Origin of the sequence: Halorientalis salina (genome assembly GCF_005049285.1) — an archaeon.
Taxonomy (GTDB): Archaea; Halobacteriota; Halobacteria; order Halobacteriales; family Haloarculaceae; genus Halorientalis; species Halorientalis salina.
Genome location: NZ_SOSC01000001.1, coordinates 85,012 through 107,796, shown reverse-complemented (window position 1 = coordinate 107,796; position 22,785 = coordinate 85,012). Strand labels below are relative to the sequence as shown.

Here is a 22,785-nt window from a genome sequence, read left to right as displayed (position 1 = left end):
CCGAACCTACACGTCGTAGTCGATACCGATTTCGGTATCGAACGGCTGTTCGTTCGCCGACACCTCGAAACTGACCGGGAAGCGCTCGTTCAGCGTGGTTCTGGTCTCGAACTTGAAAGGGACCGAGAGGGACAACTGGAACGTTGGCGAGACGTCCGGTGGGAGTACCGCTCCAATCGACTTGAACCCGACTCTCTCGTCGCTGATATCGATCTCGGCCTTGCCCCTCAACACCCACATGGCGGTCATTCCTGGGTCGTCGAGTGTCGGTTCCCGAACATCCTCTACCGTCCAGCTGTACTCGTCACCGATCTTGGGGGTGAGCGATTCGGTGACGGGTTCGGCGACCTCTTCGAGATCGGTCCCCATCTCGGCGAGCACCATGTCCCTGATCACCGTGGTCACCTCGTCTTCCTGCTCTAGCAGTTTGTCGTACTGGACTGCGAGGCCGTACTCAGCGTAGAGGGTCGGGAGCAGGTCCTGTAAGCGGGAGACGTACTCCTCGCGGTCCTCATCGGAGAGCGACTCGACGGTGCGCGCTCGCACCAGTTCCACCGTCGCGAACTCGAACAGTTTGTTCCCCGGGACGTAGATGTGTTCCTCGTCGAACGGAGCTTCGGCGTCCACGCCGGGTGATTCCCTGGGTGTACTGTCGTGACGGAGGTAGTAGTATTGCTCTGGAACGGGATAGCCAAGCTGATTCAGGGGGCCTCCACGGAGATCGTACCCCGATGCGACGTTCTCCCGCGCGGTTTCGAGCAGGTCGACCGCGTCCCCCAGCGGATACGGGTTCGCGTCGATCGACTCGTAGGACCCGGCCGCGCCGAACACCTCGATTTTCCTGTCGAGCGATGGGTCGTCGTTAGTCCCGGTCTGCTGTTCCGGTATCGGGAGCGACGGGACGACGGCACAGACGTACTCGCCGTCAGTCGGCGCGCCGATACCGTCGACGTATGCGACAGATTCTGCCGGCGGCGTCACGTTCTGTGTCGGTAGTTCGCGGCCGGTTTCAACGTGGAAGAGTGCCGAGACGTACGGTCGTGCCTGGTCGCTGTCCTCATCGCCGGCACCCTGCACCACGTCGACATCCTCGTTCCCGAACGCAACAGACTGTCCCTCTTTCAGCGAGAACGACGCCGAAAGATCGCCCGGCTCGTACGTCTTCTCGACGGTGTTTTTCACGTTGCCACGTGCCAGACGTTGCGTGACGTAGTTACAACCGGATAGCCCAACCAGTAAGCCGGCGGAGGCGCTCTGTAGCACCCGTCGCCGCGATGGACCCGATCTCATACGATCATCTGATGATCATTTCGATCAAATATGTGTTCCTATCTAGCCCGGCAGGATGTCGCCCAGCGCGGCCCCGATGACCATCGGGACGAAGGCCACGGCACACGTGCTGAACGCGAGCATCGGGTCGGCCCAGTCGACGCGGCCCCAGGCCGTGCTCAGCGCGACCGAAGTCAGCGCCGCCACGCCGACGACGCTGACCAGTCGGCGCGGGATCAGCCCGAAGATCGGTTTGTGAATACGCACGTCCTGGAAATCGGCGACGTAGAGGATGCCGACGGCCATCGACAGGGCGAAGCCGATCGTCCCCGCGAGGTACGCCGGATTGGTCGCGATGAACGCCCCGACCTCCTGTGTCCCCCCTTCGACCATCATCGGAACCCCGAACAGGACCGAGCCGAGGAGCCCCTCGGCGATGTCCCCCCGGTCGAAGACGGCGATAGTCCGACCGAAGACGGCGGGTTCCTCGACGTCCTGTGCGGTCTCGATGATGTCCTGAATCCGTTCGCGGCGCTGTGGATCGGCCAACGAGTCGTGATAGTCGTCGAGTTCGTCGAGCAGGTCCCCCATCGTGGGCGGTTCGTCCGACGCGTCGTGGTCGAACTCGTCGGCGTCCACACCGTCCCGACCGGGTCCCTCGGACATCGATCAGATGACGTCCTCGATGTCGTACTCGTCGTCGTCGGCGACGTCCATCGGTTCGCCGCCTTCCCAGACGTAGAACCCGCGGCCGACTTTCTTCCCGGTGTCGCCCTGTTCCACCTTCTCCCGGAGTATTTCGGGCGGCTCGAAGCGGTCCCCGAGTTCCTCGTGGAGTCGTTCGAGGACGGACAGTCTTCGGTCGAGGCCGACGCGATCAGTGAGTTCCAGCGGGCCGATCGGGTGGTCGTGGCCGAGTTCCATGGTCGCGTCGACGTCGGAGACGCTGGCCACGTCGTCCTCGACCATCCGCATGGCCTCGACGCCGAGGGCCAGGACGAGACGCGAGGAGGCAAACCCCGGCGAATCCGAGACGACGACCGGCGTCTTCCCCAGGTCTTCGACGAGCGACTTGGCGAACGCGGCCGTCTCGTCGTCGGTCTGGTCCGCCAGGACGACTTCGACGAGCGCCATCTCGGCCGGCGGGTCGAAGAAGTGGAGCCCGACAGCCCGTTCCGGGTGTTTCAGCCCGGCGGCGATGGCCGAAACCGACAGCGAGGCGGTGGCCGTCGCAATGACCGTCTCCTCGTCGACGTGTTCCTCGATATCGGCGAACACCTCGCGTTTGGCGTCGAGGTCCTCAGGGACGGCCTCGACGACGAGGTCGGCGCCGTCGACGGCCGATTCGAGTCCGGTCGTCCCGTCGAGTTGGTCCAGTGCTTCGTCTACGTCCCGCTGTGCGAGTTCGCCGCGGTCGACGCTGGTTCCGAGACGCGTCGTGATCGTATCGATCGCGTCCATCACGATGTTCGGTTCCAGGTCGCGGAGACTCACGTTGTGGCCAGCGGCCGCACAGACGTGTGCGATGCCGGTTCCGATGGTCCCGGCGCCAACGACAGCGACGTGCATGCCCTCACACGGGAGGGCCGTCGGGTTAAACGTTACCGCGATTTCCGCCCTCAGGTCGACGCTTCGGGATCGTACGCCAGCGCTTCGTCGGTCACCTGGACCTCGAAGAGCCGCGCCTCGCAGTCCTCACAGGTGACGGCGACGACGTCGTGGGTCCGACAGCAGGACTCGACGACCTCCTGGCCGAACCGCACCGAACCGTCGCAGGCCGGACACCGTTCGAGAAAGAGTCGGATGCCACCGAGGATGGCCCCGCGATCGACCGGGTCCGTCTCCCCCCAGTCGTCGTAGCGGTCCGGGAGCAGTCGACCGGCAGCCGTGTCCGCGAGGAAGGCGGCGCGTGATTCCCAGCTCCCGACCCGCTGGCCGTCGCTGGCGGCGACGAACGCGCCGTCGCCGTAGCCCTCGAACTCGAGCGTCGCCGCGTCGACGCCGATGATCTCTGCGAGTGCCTCCCGGTCGGTGTCGGCGGACCGTTCGGCTTCGATCCGGTCGAAGAGGGCGTCCTCGAACGCCGGCGTCAGTCCGAGGTCGCCGTGTGGTTTCGGTTCGATGACGTGCGATTCCAGCAGGACGGCCTCGACGTCGACCGCCGTATCGACCGGCCCGTGTTTGTCCGGGTCCGCCTCGGCTTTCCCGAAGGCAGCCAGCAGCCAGTCCGGGAAGTACCGCTTGGTCAGCTCCGGCGTCCCCGGGACGAGATACCCGCGGACGTAGATCGCCGCGACGCTCACCAGGAAGACAGTACCGGCCAGTCCGAAGGCGGCGGCGAACCCGGCATCCGCGCCCAGTGTCAGGTAGCCCAGGAGGGTGCTCACCGCTACCGCGATGACGAAGTTCGTCGCCGTACAGGGGAGACACCGGTTGTCGCCGGTGTATTCCGGCTGTCGGAGACGGTCGAAAAACTCGCCGAGCGGCAGCACAACCATGCGAACTGGTAGCAACGCCCCCCTCATCAACATTTCGTCACCGGGACCCGGACGACGAGCTCCCGGGTGCCGGTGTCATCCCGGACGGTCGGCGGTCAGTCCCGGACCCGTTCGACGGCGGGCGCGAACCGTTCGTCGTCGGCCAACTGGTCGAGGATCGCCGGTTCGTCGATCGCCAGCGAGTAGGCGGGTCTGCCCTTTCCCGTCGGGGATTCGGTCCGCTCTTTCCCGAGGAGGTCGGCCTCTTCGAGCGTCGTGAGCGCCTCGATGACGCGCTGGCGGGTCACGCCACCCGGGATCATCTCCGCGAGGCCCTCGAACTCGTCGATGAGATCCTCGCAGACGCCCGTAACGTCGAATGAGTGAACGGGTGTATCCGACCGGTTGCGGAGGTCGATAACGGCGAGCAACACGAATCGGTGAAAGGGGTCGACCGCATCGAGGTCCGCACTCGTCATACTACGAACCACGACAACGACATGCAAATACGTGATGATTCGGGCAGCAATCGCGAAGCTTTACCGACGTGGGGGCGCTACCGGCGGACATGACTGACGAGGGATGGTTCGCGGGACTTGATCCCGAGGACCACGGGGCCGCCGTGACTCGTATCCGGGAGGGCCAGGCCGAGACATCGGCCGACTGGCCGAGGGTGGCCGTCGAGCAGGGATTCGCCGGGAACCGCGACGAGTACTACGACCGACTCCACGAGGTGACGGTCGCCGCCGCCCGGGAAGCCGCCGGTGAGCGCGAGCGAGCGGCCGACCGGCAACTCGTCCACGCCGTCCGCGCGATGGACGACTGCCGCGAGCAGGCGAACGAACTCGCCGAACGGCTCAGCGAGTGGGCCGGCAGCCTCGATGATGACGCCGGAACTGGCGTCGACTACGCCCGCGAACTCGCCGCACAGGACCCGGAGACGCCCGGAGACCGACGGGTCGTCTCGCTGGCCCGCCGTGTCGTCGGACTCGACGAGGAAGCCGACGACCTCGAACGGTTCGTGGAGACGACGGCCCCTGAAGTCGCGCCGAACCTCACGATGCTCGCCGGGCCGGTTCTGGCGGCCCGCCTCATCTCGCTGGCGGGCGGTCTGGAATCGCTGGCGAAAAAGCCGAGCGGCACAGTGCAAGTTCTCGGTGCCGAGGACGCCCTCTTCGCCCACCTTCGGGGCGACGCGCCCTCACCGAAGCACGGACTCATCTACACGCACGAAGCGGTCCACGGCACCCGACCGGAAGACCGCGGGTCCGCATCGCGGGCACTGGCCGGGAAACTCTCCATCGCAGCACGAATCGACCACTACAGCGGCGACCGGCGGCCGGACCTGCAGGCCGAACTGGACGAGCGCATCGCCGCTATCCAGGCCCGAGGTGACGACGATGCGTGACCTCCCCCACGGCGTCGAGCGCCGCACCATCGACGGAGCGGAGGGGCTGGCGACACAGGGAGAGCCGGTGTACGGCGAACCGGAGAGCGATGGCTGGCGACGGTGGGACCCGCACCGGTCGAAACTCGGGGCGATGCTCGAACTCGGGATGGACACCGGCCTCGACGGCGGGGAGAGGGTGCTGTACCTGGGTGCGGCGGCCGGGACGACGGTCAGCCACGTGGCGGACTTTTCCGGGCCGACGTACGCCGTCGAGTTCGCTCCGCGCCCGATTCGAGACCTGCTCGACGCGGCGGAGAGCCGTGATCGACTGTTTCCCCTGCTGAAAGACGCCCGGAAACCGGAGACCTACGCCCACGTCGTCGAACCGGTCGACGTTCTCGTTCAGGACGTCGCCACGCGCGGGCAGGCGGACGTGGCGCTCGCGAACCGACAGTTCCTGGCCGACGAGGGGCGGCTACTGCTCGCCGTCAAGGCCCGGAGCGAAGACGTGACCGCCGATCCCGAGGACGTGTTCGACGACGTGGTCACCGATCTGGAGAGCGACTACGAGGTCCTGGAACGCGAGCGGCTGGAACCGTTCCACGCCGACCACCTTGGCGTCGTCGCACGACCGCGGTGAGTTTAGAACGGGCACGAATTCCCAGACGAACCACTCGCTTCGCCCGCCGGTCTTCGTCACTCCTCTCGACCAGAACCAGACAGCCACCGGAACGCGTCTCGGTCCGGGGTGTCCCTTACGGGGACGTGTGACCGCCGTGTTTTCGATACCAGACCCGCTCGCCGACGGGCGACGCTCCCTCGTCGATATTCAGCCGACTTACGAACAGGTCGCGAATGGCGAGCGTGACGACGAGCTCCAGTGTCTCGCCTTCGTCCCCGGTGACCGTGACGACACAGTGGCCGTCCCGCTCCCGAATCGATTCGATGACCCCGACTGCCCACTGCTCTCGGTGATGGGTCGGCTCCCGGGCGTGTATACGGTCGTGATTCATAGTATGAGGGTTGGTAATCGACCAGGATCACCGCTGGACCGCCAGGACTGGTGTGTCGCTGGCCTGGATGACTTGCTCCGTGATGCTGCCGAAAACGAATCGCTCGACTCCGCCTCGGGTGCGGGTACTCATGACTACGAGATCGGCCTCCACGGCTGTCATGTACTCCGTGATGACCCGGGCTGGACTCCCGAACTCGACGGCGACGGTCGCGTCGATGCCCTCGGGAGCATCCGCTTCGAGGAGTCGTTTGGCCATCGCCATTCGCTCCCGTTTCCGGCGATCGAGTTCCTCCTCGTCCCGGCCGGCGGTCCCGAGGCTGCTAGAGAGTTCGACGACCGACAGGACGTGTATCGTGGCGTCGTACTGCTCGGCGTGGCTGAACGCGTGAGCGGCGGCGTCGGTCGTCGCCTCGCTACCGTCAGTCGGAAGCAGGATGGTGTCGTACATCAGTCGACTCGTTGGTCGGTCGGCCCAGGCATCGTTCTTCGATCACTATGGGTGGGCTACTGTCGGCGGGCGATGAGCACTGCGTCAGCGAGTACGTCGTGGCCGATCGGGACGAGTTGCAATACCCCGCCGAGCAGGAATACGTTGCCAGTGACGAACCCGGTCAGCGGTCCGAAACTCGCGACCAGCAGGCCGAGCGTCACGAGACCAGTAGCGACGTAGACGAGGCGCTCCTGCCGGCGTATCTGTGGGTTCCCCCAGTTGTACAGGCCAGTCACGAGATAGCCGATTCCCATCACCGCCAGCCACGGGTGCCAGTACGCGTACGTGACCAGCCCCGACGGGAGCGTGCCGGCGAGGGCGGCGAGGTTAACCCCGGTCGCGGTCACGTTGAGTCCGCCCCAGACCATCCAGACTCGGTTCCGGCGGACGGTCGGCGCGGTGTAGGTCACGCCGACGAAGACGACCCCACCGGTCAGGACGACCCACGTGAGGACGATCGACGGGATCAACCCGATCGGAGCCAATCCGGGGTTCTGGCTGAACAGCCAGGACAGCCCCCAGCCGAGCACACCCTCCAGGAAGCCGAACAACAGCAGCCCGTCACCCGGGAGCGGAGGTGTCAACAGCCGGCGGAAATACAGCGACAGAGCGACGCCCGATCGGTGGGCGCGGTCGACAGCACCGACGAGTTCACCGGACACGGCTGCTCCGCTCGGGTGTCAATCCGTGTTCGACGCCCCCTGATTCATGGTAACGCCTGTCGCAACCCATGGGCAACAGTAGGAGCCGACGGGGCAAAACCCTCTGGATGTGATACCCGATTCACACTCTCAACGGTCACTTCGCTTTGGCTGACTTCCGCGTTCTGAGCCGTGCATACTGTCCGATTCCCTCACACGACTCGCGGATCGTTCCTCCCCGCTCGCTCTGTCTACGACGCTCGTGCTACTCACGGGTCGTTCCTCCCCGTTCGTTCCGAGACACTCCCGATGGTCGTGTCTCGCTACTCGCGTCGCATGCAGAACGTTTTAGCCACACCCACCCAAACCCGATTTCGATGGACGAGCGGGGTTCAGCCGAGAATTTCACCCGAATGGGCACGCTGGGCATCGAAGAGGAGTTCTACGTCGTCGACGAACACAACCGACCGACCTCGGGCACCGACGAACTCGTCTACGAGACCGAGCCGCCCGCGATTCTGGAAGAGCGGCTGGACCACGAACTGTTCAAGTGCGTCATCGAGACCCAGACCCCGACTATCGAGGCCGACGATCTCGACGACGCGCGCGAGCAACTCAACGCGGTGAGGGACGCGCTCGTCGACCACGCCGAGTCCCACGGCTACGGAATCGCCGCGGCCGGCCTCCACCCGGCGGCGAAGTGGCGCGAACTCGAACACGCGGAGAAACCCCGCTACCGTTCGCAACTCGACCGCATCCAGTACCCACAGCACCGGAACACGACCGCCGGGCTGCACATCCACGTCGGCGTCGACGACGCGGACAAGGCGGTGTGGGTCGCAAACGAAATCCGCTGGCATCTCCCCATTCTGCTCGCGCTGTCGGCGAACTCCCCGTACTGGAACGGGTTCGACACCGGCCTGCACTCCGCGCGGGCGAAGATCTTCGAGGCGCTGCCCAACACGGGCGTCCCGACGGCGTTCGATTCCTACGCCGACTTCGACGACTTCGAGCGGACGATGATCGAGACGGGATCGATCGACGACCGGGGCGAACTCTGGTACGACGTGCGCCCGCACTCGGAACTGGGAACCGTCGAGGTCCGGACGCCGGACGGCCAGGCCGATCCCGAGCGCGTCATGGCGTTCGTCGAGTACACGCACGCGCTGGTCACCGACCTCGCGGAGCGATTCGAGGACGGCGAAAACGGGCGGAAACACCGCCGCGAGCCGCTGGACGAGAACAAGTGGCGAGCGATCCGACACGGCCAGGACGCCGACCTGCTCTCCCGTGACCTCTCGGAGTCCGTGCCGCTCGGCGAACTCGTCGACCGCGAGTGCGAGCGGCTCGGCGTGACCGGTATCAAGGAAGTATTCGACGCCGAGAGCGGCGCACACGCACAGCGTCGACTGCGTGACGAGAAGGGGATGGACGCGCTATGTGAGAGCCTTCGGTTGTAGCCAAGGGTTTTTACCCGGCAGTTGCTTCTGTCGTCATAGAGACGACTCATGTCTACAGACGACGGGCCACAGGAGCCAGACGAACCGACAGACGGGGTCGACGTATCGGACGAGACGGGCGAGGAGAGCGTCCGCGAACGGCTCGAAGAGGAGGCCGATAAGGCAGTCGAGCGCTTCGACGACAGCGTCATCGACCTGCTCGCGTGGATTCTCGATACGGAGACGCGAGCGCGTATCTACGTGTTCCTCCGACAGAACGCCCACAGCACCAGCGACGAGATCGCGGACGGAACGGGGCTGTACCCGAGTACCGTCCGGGAGGCGCTCGCGGAACTCCACGAAGAGGGGAAAGTCGAGCGGCGGAAACGCGAGAGTAGCGGCGCGGGCAACAACCCCTACGAGTACACGGCCATGCCACCGAGCGAACTGGTGACTGATATCGTCGGCGACGTGCAGTCGGAGTTGAACACGGTGTTCAACCTCGACGATCACCTCTGTGCGGACGACGAGGACGGAGATGCGGAGTCGGCTGATTCGGAACCGGTGACGATCACGGTCGACGAGGAGACCGCTGGTGAACAGTGACGGGGAAACAGGACCGTGCACGGACGAGTGACCCGTGGGCCGGGTTCCCAATCCGAAGGCTCTAAGCCATGAGGGGACAATGGCGGGGAGTATGAAGGTCGCGCTGGGCGGGACGTTCGACCCCGTACACGATGGGCACCGTGCGCTGTTCGAGCGTGCGTTCGAACTCGGCGACGTCACGGTCGGACTCACGAGCGACGAACTCGCACCGAAGACGCGCAACGAAGACCGCTACGTCCGTTCCTACGACGAGCGCGAGCGCGGTCTCGACGCGGAACTCTCCGAGTTCGCCGAACCACACGACCGCTCCTACGAGATCCGGAAACTGACCGAGCCGACCGGTATCGCCACCGAAGAACAGTTCGACGTGCTCGTGGTCTCTCCTGAGACCGAAACCGGCGGTCGGCGGATCAACGAGATACGCCGCGAGCGCGGCCACGACCCGCTCGAGATCGAAGTCGTCGACCACGTCTACGCCGAGGACGGCGAGATCATCTCGAGCACCCGCATCGTCAACGGGGAGATCGACGAACACGGCAACCTGACGCCCGACAGCGACGGCCGACCGAAACACCCCGAGACGTAACGATCGCGGTTCTCACCAGTCGGGCGCGTCCAGTCCCGCTTCTTCCAGCAGGTCTTTCCACCGTTGTTGGACCGTGAGTCGAGCGACGCCAGCGGCTTCGGCCACCTCGCCCTGCGATCGCCGGTCACTGGCGATCAGCGCCCCGACGTAGATGCTGGCGGCCATCGTGGCTCGCTTCGAGCGATCCGTGTCCGGCACCGTCGAGAGAAAGAGGTCCGCGGCCCGCGAGCGCGCCGCCTCGTCGAGGTCGAGTCGGTCGCCGATCTCGTTGATGTCGGCGAGCCACCGTTCGTTCTCCACCTCGTCGCTGGCGCGGTACACGCGCTCCGATAGGACGGCCCCCTGTATAAGCGCTGTCCGTCGAACGCGTCAGGACCGTCGGGGGTCGTGGCCGGGAAGGCGACGCGATTCGAGACCGACGGAACTCGATAGTGGTCTGCGGTCATCAGAACATTTTATTGGCGGTTCCGCATACTTTTCGACCGAACAGAACTGTCGTCAGTTCGATCAGTCACGGACGGTATCATCCCATGTCTCGCCAGTTGAAGAACCTGTGTTTCAGCCTCCTCCGATTGCTCGCGACTAGTCTCTTCGTGATCGTGATCCCGACGGCGATACTGTGGTTTTTCTTGATACTGATTGCGGGTGCTGGCGGGGCGAGCCTCCAGCAAACCGGATGGATATTGTGGATACCGACCGTTTTCGTGGTTCCATTGCTGCTCTATTATACGTACAGAGGGGTTCGCGAATCGTCACAGCACTGATTCGGCGTCGACCGCTCTGGGAGCGAATATCTTTCAGAACGGATACAATCCGCCAGTGGCCCACTCTAGGGGCGGGTCGTCGTAGGGCCACTGGCCACAGGTTTCCTTCAGAAGCGTGCCGCCGGTCTCCTGTTCGAGGAACTTCTGTTTGTGCCCCAGTCTGTAGTGGCAGTACTCCGGTTTCAGTTTCTCCCAGTAGATGGTCTGCATCGACGGCCAGCCCTCGGGGTCCGGCGGGAGCGAGTCGTAGTTGGCGATGTCCCACTTCTCGTATTCGTCCTCGACGGCGTCCCTGACGGGCGTGACCGGCCCCTGGTTCCAGTAGAGCGTGGACACGACGAGCAGGACGATGAGACAGGCCAGGACTGCCTGTCTGGACGGCGTGGCGGCCTCCGAGACGAGGACGCCGACCCCGATCGCGAGAAACATGAGCAACAGGATGATCTCGATGGCACCCTGGAACTCCAGGAAGACCTGGAACAGGTACAGCCCGCCTCCCAGAGCGAGCCACCAGTACTTCGAGTAGTCCTCGACGGTAGCATGAGCCCACCCGTAGACACCGATCGGCACGAGGACGATGCCGTACCCGAGTTCGATGACGGCTTTGAGCAGTCGGCCGGGTATCGTGTAGCTGATCACTCCGTAAATCGGCCCGAGGACGACCTCGACGAAGAGCGGGATCGCGCGCCCGGTCAGCACGAACGGGAGGACGGTCAGCACCGTGACGACGAGCCCACCCGCGATGGTTCGACCCATCCCGCGACGGCCACCGCGATCGTATCCCATCGCGACGACGAGGAACGCGAGGATGCCGCCAAGTTGCCAGAAGCCGGCGCTCAGTGCGGCCGCGGCCCCGCTGTAGAGCGGGCGGTCGTCGATCGCCAGGAGGAGGGCCGCCGCGCCACAGAGGAACGCGAAGTACTTCGGTCGGATGCCGGCGTAGGGGAACATGAACGTCGACGGGACGACGAGCATCGACATGCCCGCGACGACGCTGGCGAAGCCGTCCTCGGTCAGCCGGTGGGTGATCACCCCGACCAGGGTGATCCCGCCGATCATCGTGGCGACAGCGACGATGACACTCATGACGTGGAGCACCGCCATATCGCCGAACGAGAGGAAGGCGAGCAGGGTCGTCACGAAGTAGATGAGCGGGGGTTTGAGGTCCCAGATGTCCACGTAGAGGTCCGCGCCCTGACCGATGTACCAGCCGGCGTGCTGGAACAGCGCCGAGTCCTTGTTGACGTAGAACGGGTTCCGCGAGAACTGGAAAACCGTCGCGAGCGTCAACACGACAGTCGCACCGACGAGCAGGACCTGAAACCAGTTGGTGTCGATCCAGTCGTAGAGATCACGATGGGTTCGCGGAATCGAACCGTAGTACTCCCGCATTCTCAGGAGGCGATTTCCAACCATCGCATATATGAGTTGGTAAACTGGTCGTGGAAGCGATCGCGTTCGATTCGATCGATGGTGATCGGACTGGCTCGTGACCTTTATAAGTGGGAAGGGGAAAGTGGGGGATGCGAGCGCGGGTTGCCGAGCTAGGCCAAAGGCGCAGCGCTTAGGACGCTGTCCCGTAGGGGTCCGCCGGTTCAAATCCGGTCCCGCGCATGAGCGAACGCAGTGAGCGAAGAGCAGGAGCGGATTTGAAGCAGGGAACGGAGCGAAGCGGAGTGACTGAGGTTCAAATCCGGTCCCGCGCATTTTTGTTGCAAGCGATCCGCGAGCAGTAAAATCGCCAGCGGATTTGCAGCCCAGAAGACGAGCGAAGCGAGGTTTCATCCGGTTCGAATTCGGTCCCGTGCATCGACGGAGAAGACACCAGGCAGCGGTATCGGTGGCCGAAACCGGAGGGCACTTACCGTCAACTCACACACCGAAGAGTATGCGCATCGCCGACCGGGTCCAAGTCGAGGGGGGCAAAGAGCGGATCACAGTGGTGCCCGAAACCCTGGACGACCTCTGGCATCTCACCTACATTCTGGAGCCCGGCGATCACGTCTCGGGGGACACTACGCGCCGCATCCAGCGCAACGACGACCAGATGCGGGACACTGGTGGCGAACGCGAGCACATGTACGTCACCATCGATGTGGACGACGTCGAGTTCGCTCGGTTCGCGAATCGGCTGCGCGTCGGCGGGGAGATCGTCGACTGCTCGCGGGAGGACCAACTCGGTCACCATCACACACTCAACGTCGAGGAGCGGACCGAACTGGAGGTCGAGAAACACTGGAAGTCCGATCAGCTCGAACGCCTCCAGGAGGCCGCCGAGGCGGCGGATAACCCGGACGTCGCGATCGCGACGGTCGAGGAGGGGCAGGCGTACGTTCACACCGTCGCCCAGTACGGCACCGAGGAACGGGCGAGTATCACGGCCACGACGGGGAAAGGCGATTACGCGCAGCCACGGAAGGAACTGTTCTCGGAGTTGACCGACGTGCTGGCGCGGATGGACGTGGATGCGATCATTCTCGCGGGACCCGGGTTCACCAAACAGGACGCGCTGGACTACATCGAGGATAACTCGACTGACCTGACCGAGAAGATCACCACGGTCGACACCAGCGGCGTCGGGGACAGGGGCGTCCACGAGGTGCTGAAACGCGGGGCCGTCGAGGAGGTCCAGGCCGAGACGCGGATCGCCGAGGAGGCGAACCTCATCGACCGGTTGATGGACGAAATCGGCAAGGGCGAGAAGGCGGCCTACGGGCCAGAGCAGGTCGCGAAGGCCGCGGAGTTCGGCGCGGTCGAGACGCTGCTGGTGCTCGACGAGGCACTCCGGCGCGAGCGCGGTGACGGGGACTGGGACGTCGACGTCGACGAGGTGATCGAGCAGACGGAACAACAGGGCGGCGAGGTGACCGTCTTCTCCAGCGATTTCGATCCCGGACTCCAGCTCTCGAACCTGGGTGAGGTCGCCGCGATCCTCCGCTATCGGCTGGATTGAGGCGGGGGTGGGCCGCGAACCGGTCGTCCGCAGTGGCGTCGACTGTGTCTGACGCAACAATTTTCAACCGGTATCACGATTGGTCAGTAGGTAGTGGGGTTTCGATGTCCTTCGAAGAGCAACCAGATTTCGCACGCCAGGTCGCCGATCTCAACAAGTACGGGCAGGCGCTGAACAACTGCGAGTCCGTCGAAGAGGTCGTGTCCCTGAGTCTGGAAGCGATGTCGTTGCTCTTCGAGTTCCCGTACACGACGTTCATCGAGGCCCGGGACGGCGACCTGCGTGTCGTCCACAGCACGTATCCGGAGATTTCGCAGGGTGATGCGCCTGGTGAGGTGGCGTACGAAGCCTACGAGTCCAGGGAGACCGTCGTCGTGACGGGTGCGGATGCGGGCGAGGGCGGATCGGGCGTCGGTTCGACGCTGGCGGTGCCGGCGACCATCGTCGACGAGGTCGTCGCCATCATCGTGACCCGCAGCGTCGAGGAACAGGAGTTCGGCGACGCGGTGATTCGGCCACTGGAGATCCTGGCTTCACACGCCGCGACCGCGATCGGTAACATCCGGTCGCGCGAGCGACTCGAACGGGCACACCAGGACCTCGAAAAGCGCAAGGAGATGGTGGAGATGTACGACAGGCTCCTGCGTCACGATTTGGGCAACGACCTGCAGGTCATCGCGGCTTTCGCCGACGAGGTTGCCAGTCAGGTCGACGGGGAGGCCCGTGAGTACGCGGAACGCATCAACCGGACCGCGCGGAGTTCAGCCGATCTCATCGAACGAGTCGGTGACCTGGTCACCACGCTCGAACAGCAGGACGAACCGGCACCGCGGTCCCTCGCTGACATCACGACGGCCGTCGTGGGGGACGCGCGAAACCAGTACGAGTCGCTGACTATCGAGTACGACCCGGAGGGGTTCGACTATCAGGTTTTCGGCGGTGATCTACTCGATTCGGTGTTCACGAACGTCATCACGAACGCCGCGGTCCACAACGACGGCGAGGTACACGTCCGACTGGACGTCCTCGAGGCGAACGCCGAACAGGTCGTCGTCAGCATCGAAGACGACGGGTCTGGCATCCCCGAGACGATCACGGATCGGCTGTTCGAGATGGGAATCAAAGGGCCGGACAGCGACGGGACGGGGTTCGGTCTCGGCTTCGTCAAGGCGCTCACCGAGTCCTACGGTGGCGACATCGGCGTCACCGAGGGCGACCACGGCGGAGCCGACTTCCGCATCACGCTCGAACGGGCCTGAGAGGGGTCGATCAACGGCCGGTCAGTCGTCGGCAGCCAGTTTCGTGACCGCCTCGTCGATCCGTTGCATGCTCTGGGCCTGTTGTTCGGTCGCGGTCGCGATCTCGTCGACGGCGTCCGAGACCTCGTGAGCCTTGTCGACAGCGACGTCGACCATGCTCGCGATCTCTTCGGCGCTGGCCGCCTGGTCGTCCGTGGCGTCGGCGACCTCGCGAATCCCCTGGGAGGCTTCGGTGACGGCCGTCGCGATGTCTTCGAGATCGGCCATCGCCGCCTCGACGCGGTCGATCCCGTCTTCGACGTGTTCGTTGGTCTCAGCGAGACTCACGACGGTCTCGTCGGTATCGTCCTGAATCTGCTCGACAGTGCGTTCGATCTCGCTGGCCTGATCCTGTGCCTGTTCGGCCAGCGATTTCACTTCGTCCGCGACGACGGCGAACCCTTCGCCGTCCTGGCCGGCCCGGGCGGCTTCGATGGAGGCGTTCAGCGCGAGGATGTTCGTCTGGTCGGCGATGTCGTCGATGACCTCGACGATGGCGTCGATCTCGTCGACGCGGTCCTGTAACTGGTCGAGATCGTCCGCGACGGCGCCGGCGGAGTGCTGGACCGTCTCCATGGACTCGATGGCCTCGTCGGCGGACTCGCGACCGGTCTGGGCGAGTTCCTCGGCGTTCCGGCTGGTCGACTCCACCTCGTCGGCGGTCGAGGCCAACTCCTCGATGGTGGCGCTCATGTTCGACACCTCCGTCGCGATGGCTTCCATTTTCTGGGTCTGGTCAGTCGTGATGTCGTCGATTCGTTCGGTCTGGTCGGCCGACTGCTTGGCAGCCGCTTCGAGTTCCTGAATCGGCTGTTTGACTTCGGATTCGACCTCTCGGGACACCTCTTTCCGGCGTCGGGCCTCGGCCTCCGCCCGTTTGTTGTAGGAGTCGATGTACGTGTCCATCGCTACCTGCTGGTCGAGGTTGATGATTTTACAGACGGCCTCCATTCGATCGGTGACCTGCTCGACGGCCTCGGAAACGGCCTGCTCGACGGCCCCGTCGCCCGCTTCCTCGGAGTACTCGGCGACGGTCGACTCGACAGCGTCGTCGGCGATTTCCTCCATCAATCCGTCGTAATAGATCGAATACGCCCCGAGATAGACGCGCGGCCCGAGATCGAGCATGTCGTGGAGTTTCCCGATCCGGGCCCGTCGCTCGAAATACGCCGACCCGTACTCGCCACGGCCGAGATCGAGGAGGTACTCCCGCTGTGTCTCCTTGAGTTGCTCGATGCCCTTGCTCGATCGTCCGAATATCTCGACTGTCTGCTCGTGGTCGGATAGGTGCTCGTAGAAGTCGTCGACCAGTTCGTCCGCGACGTCCTCGAACAGCCCCGACATCGACGTGAGTCGCTCGGCGGTCGACTCGTCGAACCCGGTGAACCTCTTTCGCCAGGCGATCTCGTCGCTATCGAGACCGATGTCCGCGGCGAGATCGCTTCCGTCCACCCCGCGACGTACGTCGGCCGTCACAGCCGGTTCTGAATCGGACGCGTCATCCTGGAGGGACTCCCGTTTAGCCATAGTGTCCGAACAGATTCGACCGGCTTTTTTATCGGCATCGGCGCAGTTATCAGGCCTGATAGAAAATATTGTGTTTGGCACACAGTACCGACGTGGGATGTACACGTGAAACAGGGTTCCGGTGTGCTAGCTGATATCCAGCGAGAGTCCGTCGCGGGCGAAGCGAACGTCGCCGTCGTACCGGTCGGACAGTGAATCGAGCATCGCGTCGTGTTCGCCGTCTGTATGTGGGTACAGGTGAGTGAGATAGACGCGCCCGATATCGGCGTCAGCATCGGCCAGTGCCGTGCCGAGCGAGGACGGCGTCGGGTGGTTCGACACGTCGACCTCGTCGGGGAACGAGCAGTCGTGGACCAGGACGGCCACGCCGTCGAAAAAGTCGACGAGGTCGGTGAACGCCTCGGTGTCCCCGCTGAAGCCGAGCGTCGGGGTCGCGTCCCCATCCGAGGCCTCCGCCGAGGTCAGCCGGTAGGCGAGGCACTCCATCGAGTGGCGCGTCGCCATCGCCTCGGCGGTGAACCCGGCCACCTCGAAGGAACCGTCGTCGGGGTCGACGGTCCGGAGGTCGAGGTCGATCCGGTCCTGCATGTACTCGTGGACGTCGAGCAGGTCACGGACCAACTCGGGCGTGCCAGGCGGTCCCACGACGGTCAGCGACTCCTCACCGGCGAGCCATCTGGCCTTGAGCAGGACCATGAGGTCCGAGACGTGGTCGAGGTGGTGGTGGGTCAGCAGGACGGTGTCGATGCCCTCGTAGCCGACGTCGGTCCGCTGGAGGGCGTGGACGACGCCGCTGCCACAGTCGACCAGAAGTCGGTCGTCGCCGTCCTGGACGAGCAGGCCGGTCTGGAACCGCTCACCCGTGGGCATCGCCGTCCCCGTTCCGAGAAAAGTCAGTCGCATACAGGGTGGCCGACGGCCGCGAACTTCAAACTGCCCTGTCAGTCCCCGGATTCCCCCGTCCGGTCGCCGTCGTAGTCGTCGAGCCAGCCGTTGACGGCCGACTGCAGTGCACCCGCCGTGCTACCGATGTTGAGTATCTGGTAGCCGTCGTCGACTTTCTCGTTAACGTCGTCCATCCCGAAGCCGAGACCGCCGACGGGAACGTCCGCCTCGATCGCCTTCGAACGGACCGTTTCGATGGCCTCCTGGACCTCGGGATGGTCGAGTTCGCCGGGATGGCCCAGTTGCACCGAGAGGTCGAAGGGACCGATGAACACGAACCCGAGCTCGTCGATGGCCAGCAGGTCGTCGAGTTCGTCGAGCGTCTCCCGGGTTTCGACGGTGACACCGACCAGCGTCTCCTGGTCCTCGGTATCCACGTAGTCCTCCGCCATCCCCCAGCGACGGGCCCGGGGCGCGGCGAGACCGCGTTTGCCGGCGTCACCGTCGTACCGGAACCGCGCCGCTTCGACCGCCTCCCGGACTTCCGCCGCGCTCTCGGCCCGTGCGAGAAACAGGTTCCGGACGCCGGCGTCCAGGGCCTTCCGGACCATCGCGGGTTGGCTCGTCGGGACCCGGACGAGCAGTTCCGTCCCGGTCACCTCGGCCGCCCGCAGCAGGTCTTCGAGCGCCCCGGAATCCCAGGGGCTCGGTCCGCCGTGTTCCAGGTCGATCCAGACGAAGTCCAGTCCCAGGTCCCCGTACAATTCCACCAGCGTCGGGCTGTACGTGCTGTCGAGCGCTCCCAGTGCGACGTCGCCGGCGTCGAGCCGTTGCGCGATGGCGTTCGACCGCTGTGAATCGGGCATACCAGAGATTGTGCAGTGACGTCCATAAACACGGGGGCGCGGGGCCGTTGGCGGCGCGAGTTTCACTTTCACCGTGCGGTCCGAACGGACTTGAAGGAGCCACCCTAACGGGGGCGTAGGATGGGAGGACGCGACCTGCTGGCCGAGCAGTCGCTGGACTACGATCCGTCGGCCGTCGACATCGACGACGGCGAGGTGCTGGACCTGTTAGAGCCCGCCGTCCGGGAGTGGTGGGTCGAACAGTTCGGCGAGTTCGTCCCCCAGAACGGCGGCTACTTCACGCCGCCACAGAAGGAGGCCATCCCGCTCATCCACGAGGGAACGAACGCGCTCATCTGTGCGCCGACGGGGTCGGGCAAGACCCAGGCGAGTTTCTGCGGGATCATCAACGAACTGTTCCGTCGTGACCGGGCCGAGGGGCTGGACAACAGCGTCTACTGTCTCTACATCTCCCCGCTGAAATCACTGGCCAACGATATCCACCGGAACCTGGAAGTCCCGCTGCAGGGCATCACCGAGAAACTGTCCGCTCGCGGCGAGTCGGTGGACATCAGACACGCCATCAGACACGGGGACACCGACGACAGCGAGCGCCAGCGGATGTTAGAAGAGACGCCCCACATCCTCAACACGACGCCGGAGACGCTCGCGATCTTGCTGAACTCCCCGAAGTTCAAGCGGAAACTCGAAACCGTCGAGTGGATCGTCGTCGACGAGATCCACAGCCTGGCCGAGAACAAACGCGGGACGCACCTCTCGGTGTCGCTGGAACGCCTGGAAGCGATGACCGACGCGTCCCCGACCCGGATCGGTTGTTCGGCCACCGTCGAGCCCCTGGACACGATGGGGGAGTTCCTGGTCGGCCGGGCGGAACCGGGCGGCGCGTCCAGGGAGTACGAACTCGTCGACACGCGGTTCGTCCGGGAGTTCGACATCGAACTGTCCTGCCCCACTGACGACCTCATCAACACGCCGCGGGACCTGATCACGGATCGCTTCTACCACCAGCTCCACGACCTGATTCAGGACCACACGAACACGCTCGTCTTCACGAACACGCGTTCGGGAGCCGAGCGCGTCCTCAAGAACCTGCGGGAGCGGTACGACGACTACGACGAGGGCAACTCGGGGTGTCACCACGGCAGCCTCTCGAAAGAGGAGCGCCAGCGCATCGAGGGGGCGCTGAAGTCCGGCGACGTCGACGTGGTGACGACCTCGACGAGCCTGGAACTGGGCATCGACATGCCGTACATCGACCTCGTGGTACAGGTCGGGTCGCCGAAATCGGTGGCCTCCCTGCTCCAGCGCGTGGGACGGGCGGGGCACCAGCTCGGCGAGACGGTCACCGGGCGCATCGTCGCGCTGGACCGGGACGAACTGATCGAATGTGCGGTGATGTGCAAGAAGGCCGAGGAGGGGTTCGTCGACCGCGTGTTCGTGCCCGAGAACGCACAGGACGTGGCCGCCCAGCACGTCTACGGCATGGCGATCAACGAGGTCCGTCCCGAACGGGACGTAAAGGGGATTCTCCGGCGAGCCTACCCCTACCGGAACTACTCCGAGGACGAGTTCGAGTCCCTGCTTTCGTACCTGACCGCCGATTACGAGGGGATGGAAGACCGGAACGTCTACGCGAAAGTCTGGCGGGACACGAACGACCCGCCCGAGGGCGAACACCACTACGAGGACTTCCCGGTCGGTGAGCCCCTCATCGGCAAACGGGGTCGGCTGGCGCGGGTCATCTACATGACGAACATCGGGACCATCCCCGACTCCTTTACCTGCGACGTGTTCACCCGGTCGGACGACCAGTGGGTCGGCAATCTTGACGAGGAGTACCTCGACACGCTCGAATCCGGTGACGTGTTCGTCCTCGGCGGGAACAACTTCGAGTACGTCTACCGCCGTGGCTCGAAGGTGTATGTCGACCGGACGAGCGCTCGCCCGACCGTTCCCTCCTGGTTCTCCGAACGGCTCCCGCTCTCCTACGACCTCGGTCGGGAGATACTGGCGTTTCAGCGGGACCTGCTCCAGAAACTAGAGCGGGGCGGCCCGCCGGCGGTTCGCGCGTGGCTCAGGGAGTTCCCGCTGGACGACGACAGCGTCCGAGCCATCGCCCGGATGTTCGACGAGCAGGTCAGTTACGCCGGTCCCGAGAGCGTGAGCACGGACTCGCGGCTGGTCATCGAGGTGGAGATGGACCGCGACGAGTACGAGCGCCACTACTACGTCCACTCCAACTACGGTCGCCGATTCAACGACGGTTTCTCCCGGTTGCTGGCCTACCGCGTGGCCCAGGAGGCAAACGCGAACGTCACAGTCGCCGTGGCCGACCACGGCTTCACCCTCTCGATGCCGCTCAATCGGAAAGTCGACCTCGCGGGCGTCGTTCGGGACATCGACCCCGCGGACGTTCGCTCTGACCTCCGGGCGAGCCTCGACGGGACGGACCTGCTCAAACGGTACTTCCGCATCAACGCCACGCGGGCGCTGATGATACTCAAGCGCTACAAGGGCTACGAGAAGTCGGCCAGCGAACAGCAGGTCTCCAGCGAGATGTTGCTGGGGTTCGCCGAGGAGTTACCCGATTTCGCGGTCATCGAGGAGACCTACCGGGAGATCCTCGACGACAAACTCGACGTCGCCGGTATCGAGACGGTGCTGGAAGCCGTCCAGTCCGACGCGATCTCGATCCGCTCCCATCGAGTGGAGACGCCCACGCCCCGATCGTTCGGGCTGGCGACGTTGATGGCGTCCGACGTCGTCCTCGCGGAGGACGAGAGCCAGGTGCTACAGGAGTTCCACGAACGCGTGCTCGACGCCATCGACGAGGACCCGACCGAATCGCGAGTCTGACGACGGACAGACTCGACGGTCGACAATCGACGAACCGTCGGGTGTCTACGGAATCGCGTGATTTCCGTGCAAGTAGCCCGCAACGAATTAAAGTCTAATAAGCGATAAACAGCACAAAACAGCCGTGAAGTTCATATTCGACAATCGGTTACACCGTGCTTAACGAACGGAGAACCTATGTCAGTAAGTAATGCACTTCGTCGGCTCGCGGCTGTCGTCGACGAGGTCGAGACGGGCGGCGTCGAGGTGTGTGATGCGACGATTCCGGCCGACCGAGCGGCGGTCTCCGACGGGAAGGTACACGTTACGCTCGATCTCGCCGTATCGCTCGACTGCGAGACGACGGAAACGACGACCGAGGAGTCAGTGACGCGCCAAGCGGACGGCAGCGAGAACGAGCAGGCAGTGGTTTCGGGCGTGGTGACGGCTTCTGACGAGACGATCGACTCGGCGGATCGACCGGCCGAATCGGCCGCTGATTCGGACGGGGCGGACGCCACCGAAACGTCCCAGGCGGTACCGGAGGAACCTGATCCCGAGTCCAGTGCAGTGCCAGTCGAGAGTGTGGACGAGACGGCCGAGGACGGGGCAGTCGTCTGTCCGGAACCGGGGTGTGGCGAGACTTTCGAGAGCGAACCGGGGATGAAGATCCACCGGACCAAGATTCACCTCCGTGCGGAGAGCAGCGACGAGGACGTCGAATCAACCCCGGCTTACCGGGACCCCGATGCGCTAAGGGACGCCTACGAGTCCCACGACTCTTTCCCCGCGATGCGCGAGGCGCTCGACGTCGACGTCTCCGCCCAGACGGTTCGGCGACACATGATACAGCACGGCATCCACGATCCGACCGGCGAGGATGGCGCTTCCAGCCCCGAGGGGACGCCCGATGTGGGAGACCGGACAGACGATGCAGCTTCGGAAGCCAGCGGGAGTGACTCCGAGTCGGACGCGGACGCTGAAACGGTCTCTCCAGACCCCGAATCGCCTCCTTCGACCCCAGAGACGGAGGGGGAAGCGGAGCGTCGGGAATCCGAATTGGAGGAAGGAACCACCGACAGTGATGTCGATGCCGAGACGGCTGCCGCGGACGAGTCCGAGAACGACGAGGATGGATCGGTCGTTCCCGAGAGCGACCCGCTCGCGGACGTGCTCCCGTCGGACGTGACTGCGCCGGCCGACGTCACGCTCGCGGAACTGAAAGAGGCGGTACGCACCGCCGACACGCTCTACGACATTCAACAGGGCTTCGGCCTGGACCGCGCGGAAGCCCACAACCTGCTCGGGCATCTCGACCTTCTCGAACTCGTGCACGGGCGGGTCGCGACGAAACACGAACGCGAGGAACTGAAAGCCGAGATCGATAGCCGAATCCGACACAGTATCCGCGAGAACGGGACCTCCGCCTGAGACGGGCCGCTTCGGCGGTGGAATCGTCAGCTTACTCACGGGGAACGGCCCCAGATCACCGCTACCCCAGTACCGTCTCCGAGTTTGGGTCTGGTTATTCGCACGTCACTCGGCCGATGTGTTGCGAAATCCCCGATTAAACTCTTATAGGCTTCGGCTGCTACCAGATATCGATGCAAGGACAACAGGATTCGGGCCGGTACCTCGTCGAAGAGGCTCCCGACGGAACCGTCGTCATCTACGACTCGGAAAACGAAGCCGCGTGGCTCCACGCCGACTGTGCAGTGCCGCTCGAAGAGCAGGTCTGACTGCG

23 protein-coding genes and 1 tRNA gene are annotated in these 22,785 nt (G+C 64.5%); 11 read left to right on the top strand and 13 right to left on the bottom strand.

Going from position 1 to position 22,785, the window contains the following annotated elements; all coding sequences use genetic code 11:
- Positions 1-6: 6 nt before the first annotated feature.
- The 5 genes from E2481_RS00510 to E2481_RS00490 form a co-directional block, all read right to left on the bottom strand.
- Complete coding sequence (locus E2481_RS00510; protein WP_136715166.1) at positions 7-1,290, bottom strand: hypothetical protein; 1,284 nt, start codon at positions 1,288-1,290, stop codon at positions 7-9.
- A 42-nt stretch (positions 1,291-1,332) separates the two neighbouring features.
- Complete coding sequence (locus E2481_RS00505; RefSeq protein ID WP_136715165.1) at positions 1,333-1,935, bottom strand: DUF2391 domain-containing protein; 603 nt, start codon at positions 1,933-1,935, stop codon at positions 1,333-1,335.
- 3 nt (positions 1,936-1,938) lie between these two features.
- Complete coding sequence (locus E2481_RS00500) at positions 1,939-2,838, bottom strand: 3-hydroxyacyl-CoA dehydrogenase family protein (protein WP_136715164.1); 900 nt, start codon at positions 2,836-2,838, stop codon at positions 1,939-1,941.
- Between the two features lie 50 nt (positions 2,839-2,888).
- Positions 2,889-3,767: a hypothetical protein gene (locus tag E2481_RS00495; protein WP_136715163.1), complete on the bottom strand. Its 879-nt coding sequence runs from the start codon at positions 3,765-3,767 to the stop codon at positions 2,889-2,891.
- A 95-nt stretch (positions 3,768-3,862) separates the two neighbouring features.
- A complete protein-coding gene (locus tag E2481_RS00490) occupies positions 3,863-4,225 on the bottom strand; it encodes a hypothetical protein (RefSeq protein ID WP_136715162.1) in 363 nt (120 codons plus the stop codon).
- Positions 4,226-4,314: 89 nt separating this feature from the next.
- Here E2481_RS00490 and E2481_RS00485 point away from each other — a divergent pair, with 89 nt between their 5' ends.
- Together E2481_RS00485 and E2481_RS00480 are read left to right on the top strand one after the other, a co-directional pair.
- A complete protein-coding gene (locus E2481_RS00485; RefSeq protein ID WP_136715161.1) occupies positions 4,315-5,154 on the top strand; it encodes an NOP5/NOP56 family protein in 840 nt (279 codons plus the stop codon).
- A complete protein-coding gene (locus E2481_RS00480) occupies positions 5,147-5,776 on the top strand; it encodes a fibrillarin-like rRNA/tRNA 2'-O-methyltransferase (protein WP_136715160.1) in 630 nt (209 codons plus the stop codon). The genes E2481_RS00485 and E2481_RS00480 overlap by 8 nt, the downstream gene beginning before the upstream one ends.
- 115 nt (positions 5,777-5,891) lie before the next feature.
- Here the strand turns inward: E2481_RS00480 and E2481_RS00475 are convergent, their stop codons facing one another.
- From E2481_RS00475 to E2481_RS00465, 3 genes are read right to left on the bottom strand one after another with little or no spacing between them, the layout of a single operon-like run.
- Positions 5,892-6,149: a DUF7861 family protein gene (locus tag E2481_RS00475; protein ID WP_136715159.1), complete on the bottom strand. Its 258-nt coding sequence runs from the start codon at positions 6,147-6,149 to the stop codon at positions 5,892-5,894.
- 27 nt (positions 6,150-6,176) lie between these two features.
- Positions 6,177-6,599 carry a universal stress protein gene (locus tag E2481_RS00470; RefSeq protein WP_136715158.1) on the bottom strand — a complete coding sequence of 141 codons (423 nt, stop codon included), beginning with the start codon at positions 6,597-6,599 and terminating at the stop codon, positions 6,177-6,179.
- Positions 6,600-6,655: 56 nt separating this feature from the next.
- Positions 6,656-7,303, bottom strand: a complete 648-nt coding sequence (locus E2481_RS00465) for a hypothetical protein (RefSeq protein ID WP_136715157.1) — start codon at positions 7,301-7,303, stop codon at positions 6,656-6,658.
- 356 nt (positions 7,304-7,659) lie between these two features.
- On the opposite strand from E2481_RS00465, the gene E2481_RS00460 reads away from it, so the two are divergent.
- The 3 genes from E2481_RS00460 to E2481_RS00450 all read left to right on the top strand — a co-directional run bounded on the left by E2481_RS00460 (position 7,660) and on the right by E2481_RS00450 (position 9,913).
- The gene (locus E2481_RS00460; RefSeq protein ID WP_136715156.1) at positions 7,660-8,742 is read left to right on the top strand and encodes a glutamate--cysteine ligase; all 1,083 of its coding nucleotides are present in this window, start codon (positions 7,660-7,662) and stop codon (positions 8,740-8,742) included.
- A gap of 48 nt (positions 8,743-8,790) precedes the next feature.
- Complete coding sequence (locus E2481_RS00455) at positions 8,791-9,327, top strand: winged helix-turn-helix domain-containing protein (RefSeq protein WP_136715155.1); 537 nt, start codon at positions 8,791-8,793, stop codon at positions 9,325-9,327.
- Between the two features lie 91 nt (positions 9,328-9,418).
- Complete coding sequence (locus E2481_RS00450; RefSeq protein ID WP_136715154.1) at positions 9,419-9,913, top strand: phosphopantetheine adenylyltransferase; 495 nt, start codon at positions 9,419-9,421, stop codon at positions 9,911-9,913.
- Positions 9,914-9,925: 12 nt separating this feature from the next.
- Here E2481_RS00450 and E2481_RS00445 read toward each other — a convergent pair whose 3' ends face one another.
- Together E2481_RS00445 and E2481_RS00440 are read right to left on the bottom strand one after the other, a co-directional pair.
- A complete protein-coding gene (locus E2481_RS00445; RefSeq protein WP_136715153.1) occupies positions 9,926-10,234 on the bottom strand; it encodes a transcription initiation factor IIB family protein in 309 nt (102 codons plus the stop codon).
- 476 nt (positions 10,235-10,710) lie between these two features.
- Positions 10,711-12,069 (bottom strand): DolP-mannose mannosyltransferase, encoded by a 1,359-nt coding sequence (locus E2481_RS00440; RefSeq protein ID WP_136715152.1) that lies wholly within the window; start codon positions 12,067-12,069, stop codon positions 10,711-10,713.
- 137 nt (positions 12,070-12,206) lie between these two features.
- On the opposite strand from E2481_RS00440, the gene E2481_RS00435 reads away from it, so the two are divergent.
- The 3 genes from E2481_RS00435 (at position 12,207) to E2481_RS00425 (ending at position 14,889) form a co-directional block, all read left to right on the top strand.
- A tRNA-Leu gene (locus E2481_RS00435) sits at positions 12,207-12,291 on the top strand.
- Positions 12,292-12,565: 274 nt separating this feature from the next.
- Positions 12,566-13,630, top strand: a complete 1,065-nt coding sequence (locus E2481_RS00430; protein ID WP_136715151.1) for an mRNA surveillance protein pelota — start codon at positions 12,566-12,568, stop codon at positions 13,628-13,630.
- A 104-nt stretch (positions 13,631-13,734) separates the two neighbouring features.
- Entirely contained in the window at positions 13,735-14,889 is a 1,155-nt protein-coding gene (locus E2481_RS00425) for a sensor histidine kinase (protein WP_136715150.1), read from the top strand.
- A gap of 21 nt (positions 14,890-14,910) precedes the next feature.
- Here the strand turns inward: E2481_RS00425 and E2481_RS00420 are convergent, their stop codons facing one another.
- The 3 genes from E2481_RS00420 to E2481_RS00410 all read right to left on the bottom strand — a co-directional run bounded on the left by E2481_RS00420 (position 14,911) and on the right by E2481_RS00410 (position 18,206).
- Positions 14,911-16,455: a globin-coupled sensor protein gene (locus E2481_RS00420; RefSeq protein ID WP_136715149.1), complete on the bottom strand. Its 1,545-nt coding sequence runs from the start codon at positions 16,453-16,455 to the stop codon at positions 14,911-14,913.
- Between the two features lie 126 nt (positions 16,456-16,581).
- Positions 16,582-17,358, bottom strand: coding sequence for an MBL fold metallo-hydrolase (locus E2481_RS00415; RefSeq protein ID WP_136715148.1), 777 nt, complete (start codon positions 17,356-17,358; stop codon positions 16,582-16,584).
- A gap of 38 nt (positions 17,359-17,396) precedes the next feature.
- Positions 17,397-18,206, bottom strand: a complete 810-nt coding sequence (locus tag E2481_RS00410; protein ID WP_136715147.1) for an HpcH/HpaI aldolase family protein — start codon at positions 18,204-18,206, stop codon at positions 17,397-17,399.
- 120 nt (positions 18,207-18,326) lie between these two features.
- On the opposite strand from E2481_RS00410, the gene E2481_RS00405 reads away from it, so the two are divergent.
- The 3 genes from E2481_RS00405 to E2481_RS18855 all read left to right on the top strand — a co-directional run bounded on the left by E2481_RS00405 (position 18,327) and on the right by E2481_RS18855 (position 22,780).
- On the top strand, positions 18,327-21,062 hold the full coding sequence (locus E2481_RS00405; RefSeq protein ID WP_136715146.1) for an ATP-dependent helicase: 2,736 nt from the start codon (positions 18,327-18,329) through the stop codon (positions 21,060-21,062).
- 177 nt (positions 21,063-21,239) lie between these two features.
- Complete coding sequence (locus tag E2481_RS00400) at positions 21,240-22,472, top strand: hypothetical protein (RefSeq protein WP_136715145.1); 1,233 nt, start codon at positions 21,240-21,242, stop codon at positions 22,470-22,472.
- Between the two features lie 173 nt (positions 22,473-22,645).
- The gene (locus E2481_RS18855) at positions 22,646-22,780 is read left to right on the top strand and encodes a DUF7331 family protein (protein WP_256867876.1); all 135 of its coding nucleotides are present in this window, start codon (positions 22,646-22,648) and stop codon (positions 22,778-22,780) included.
- Positions 22,781-22,785 lie beyond the last annotated feature (5 nt).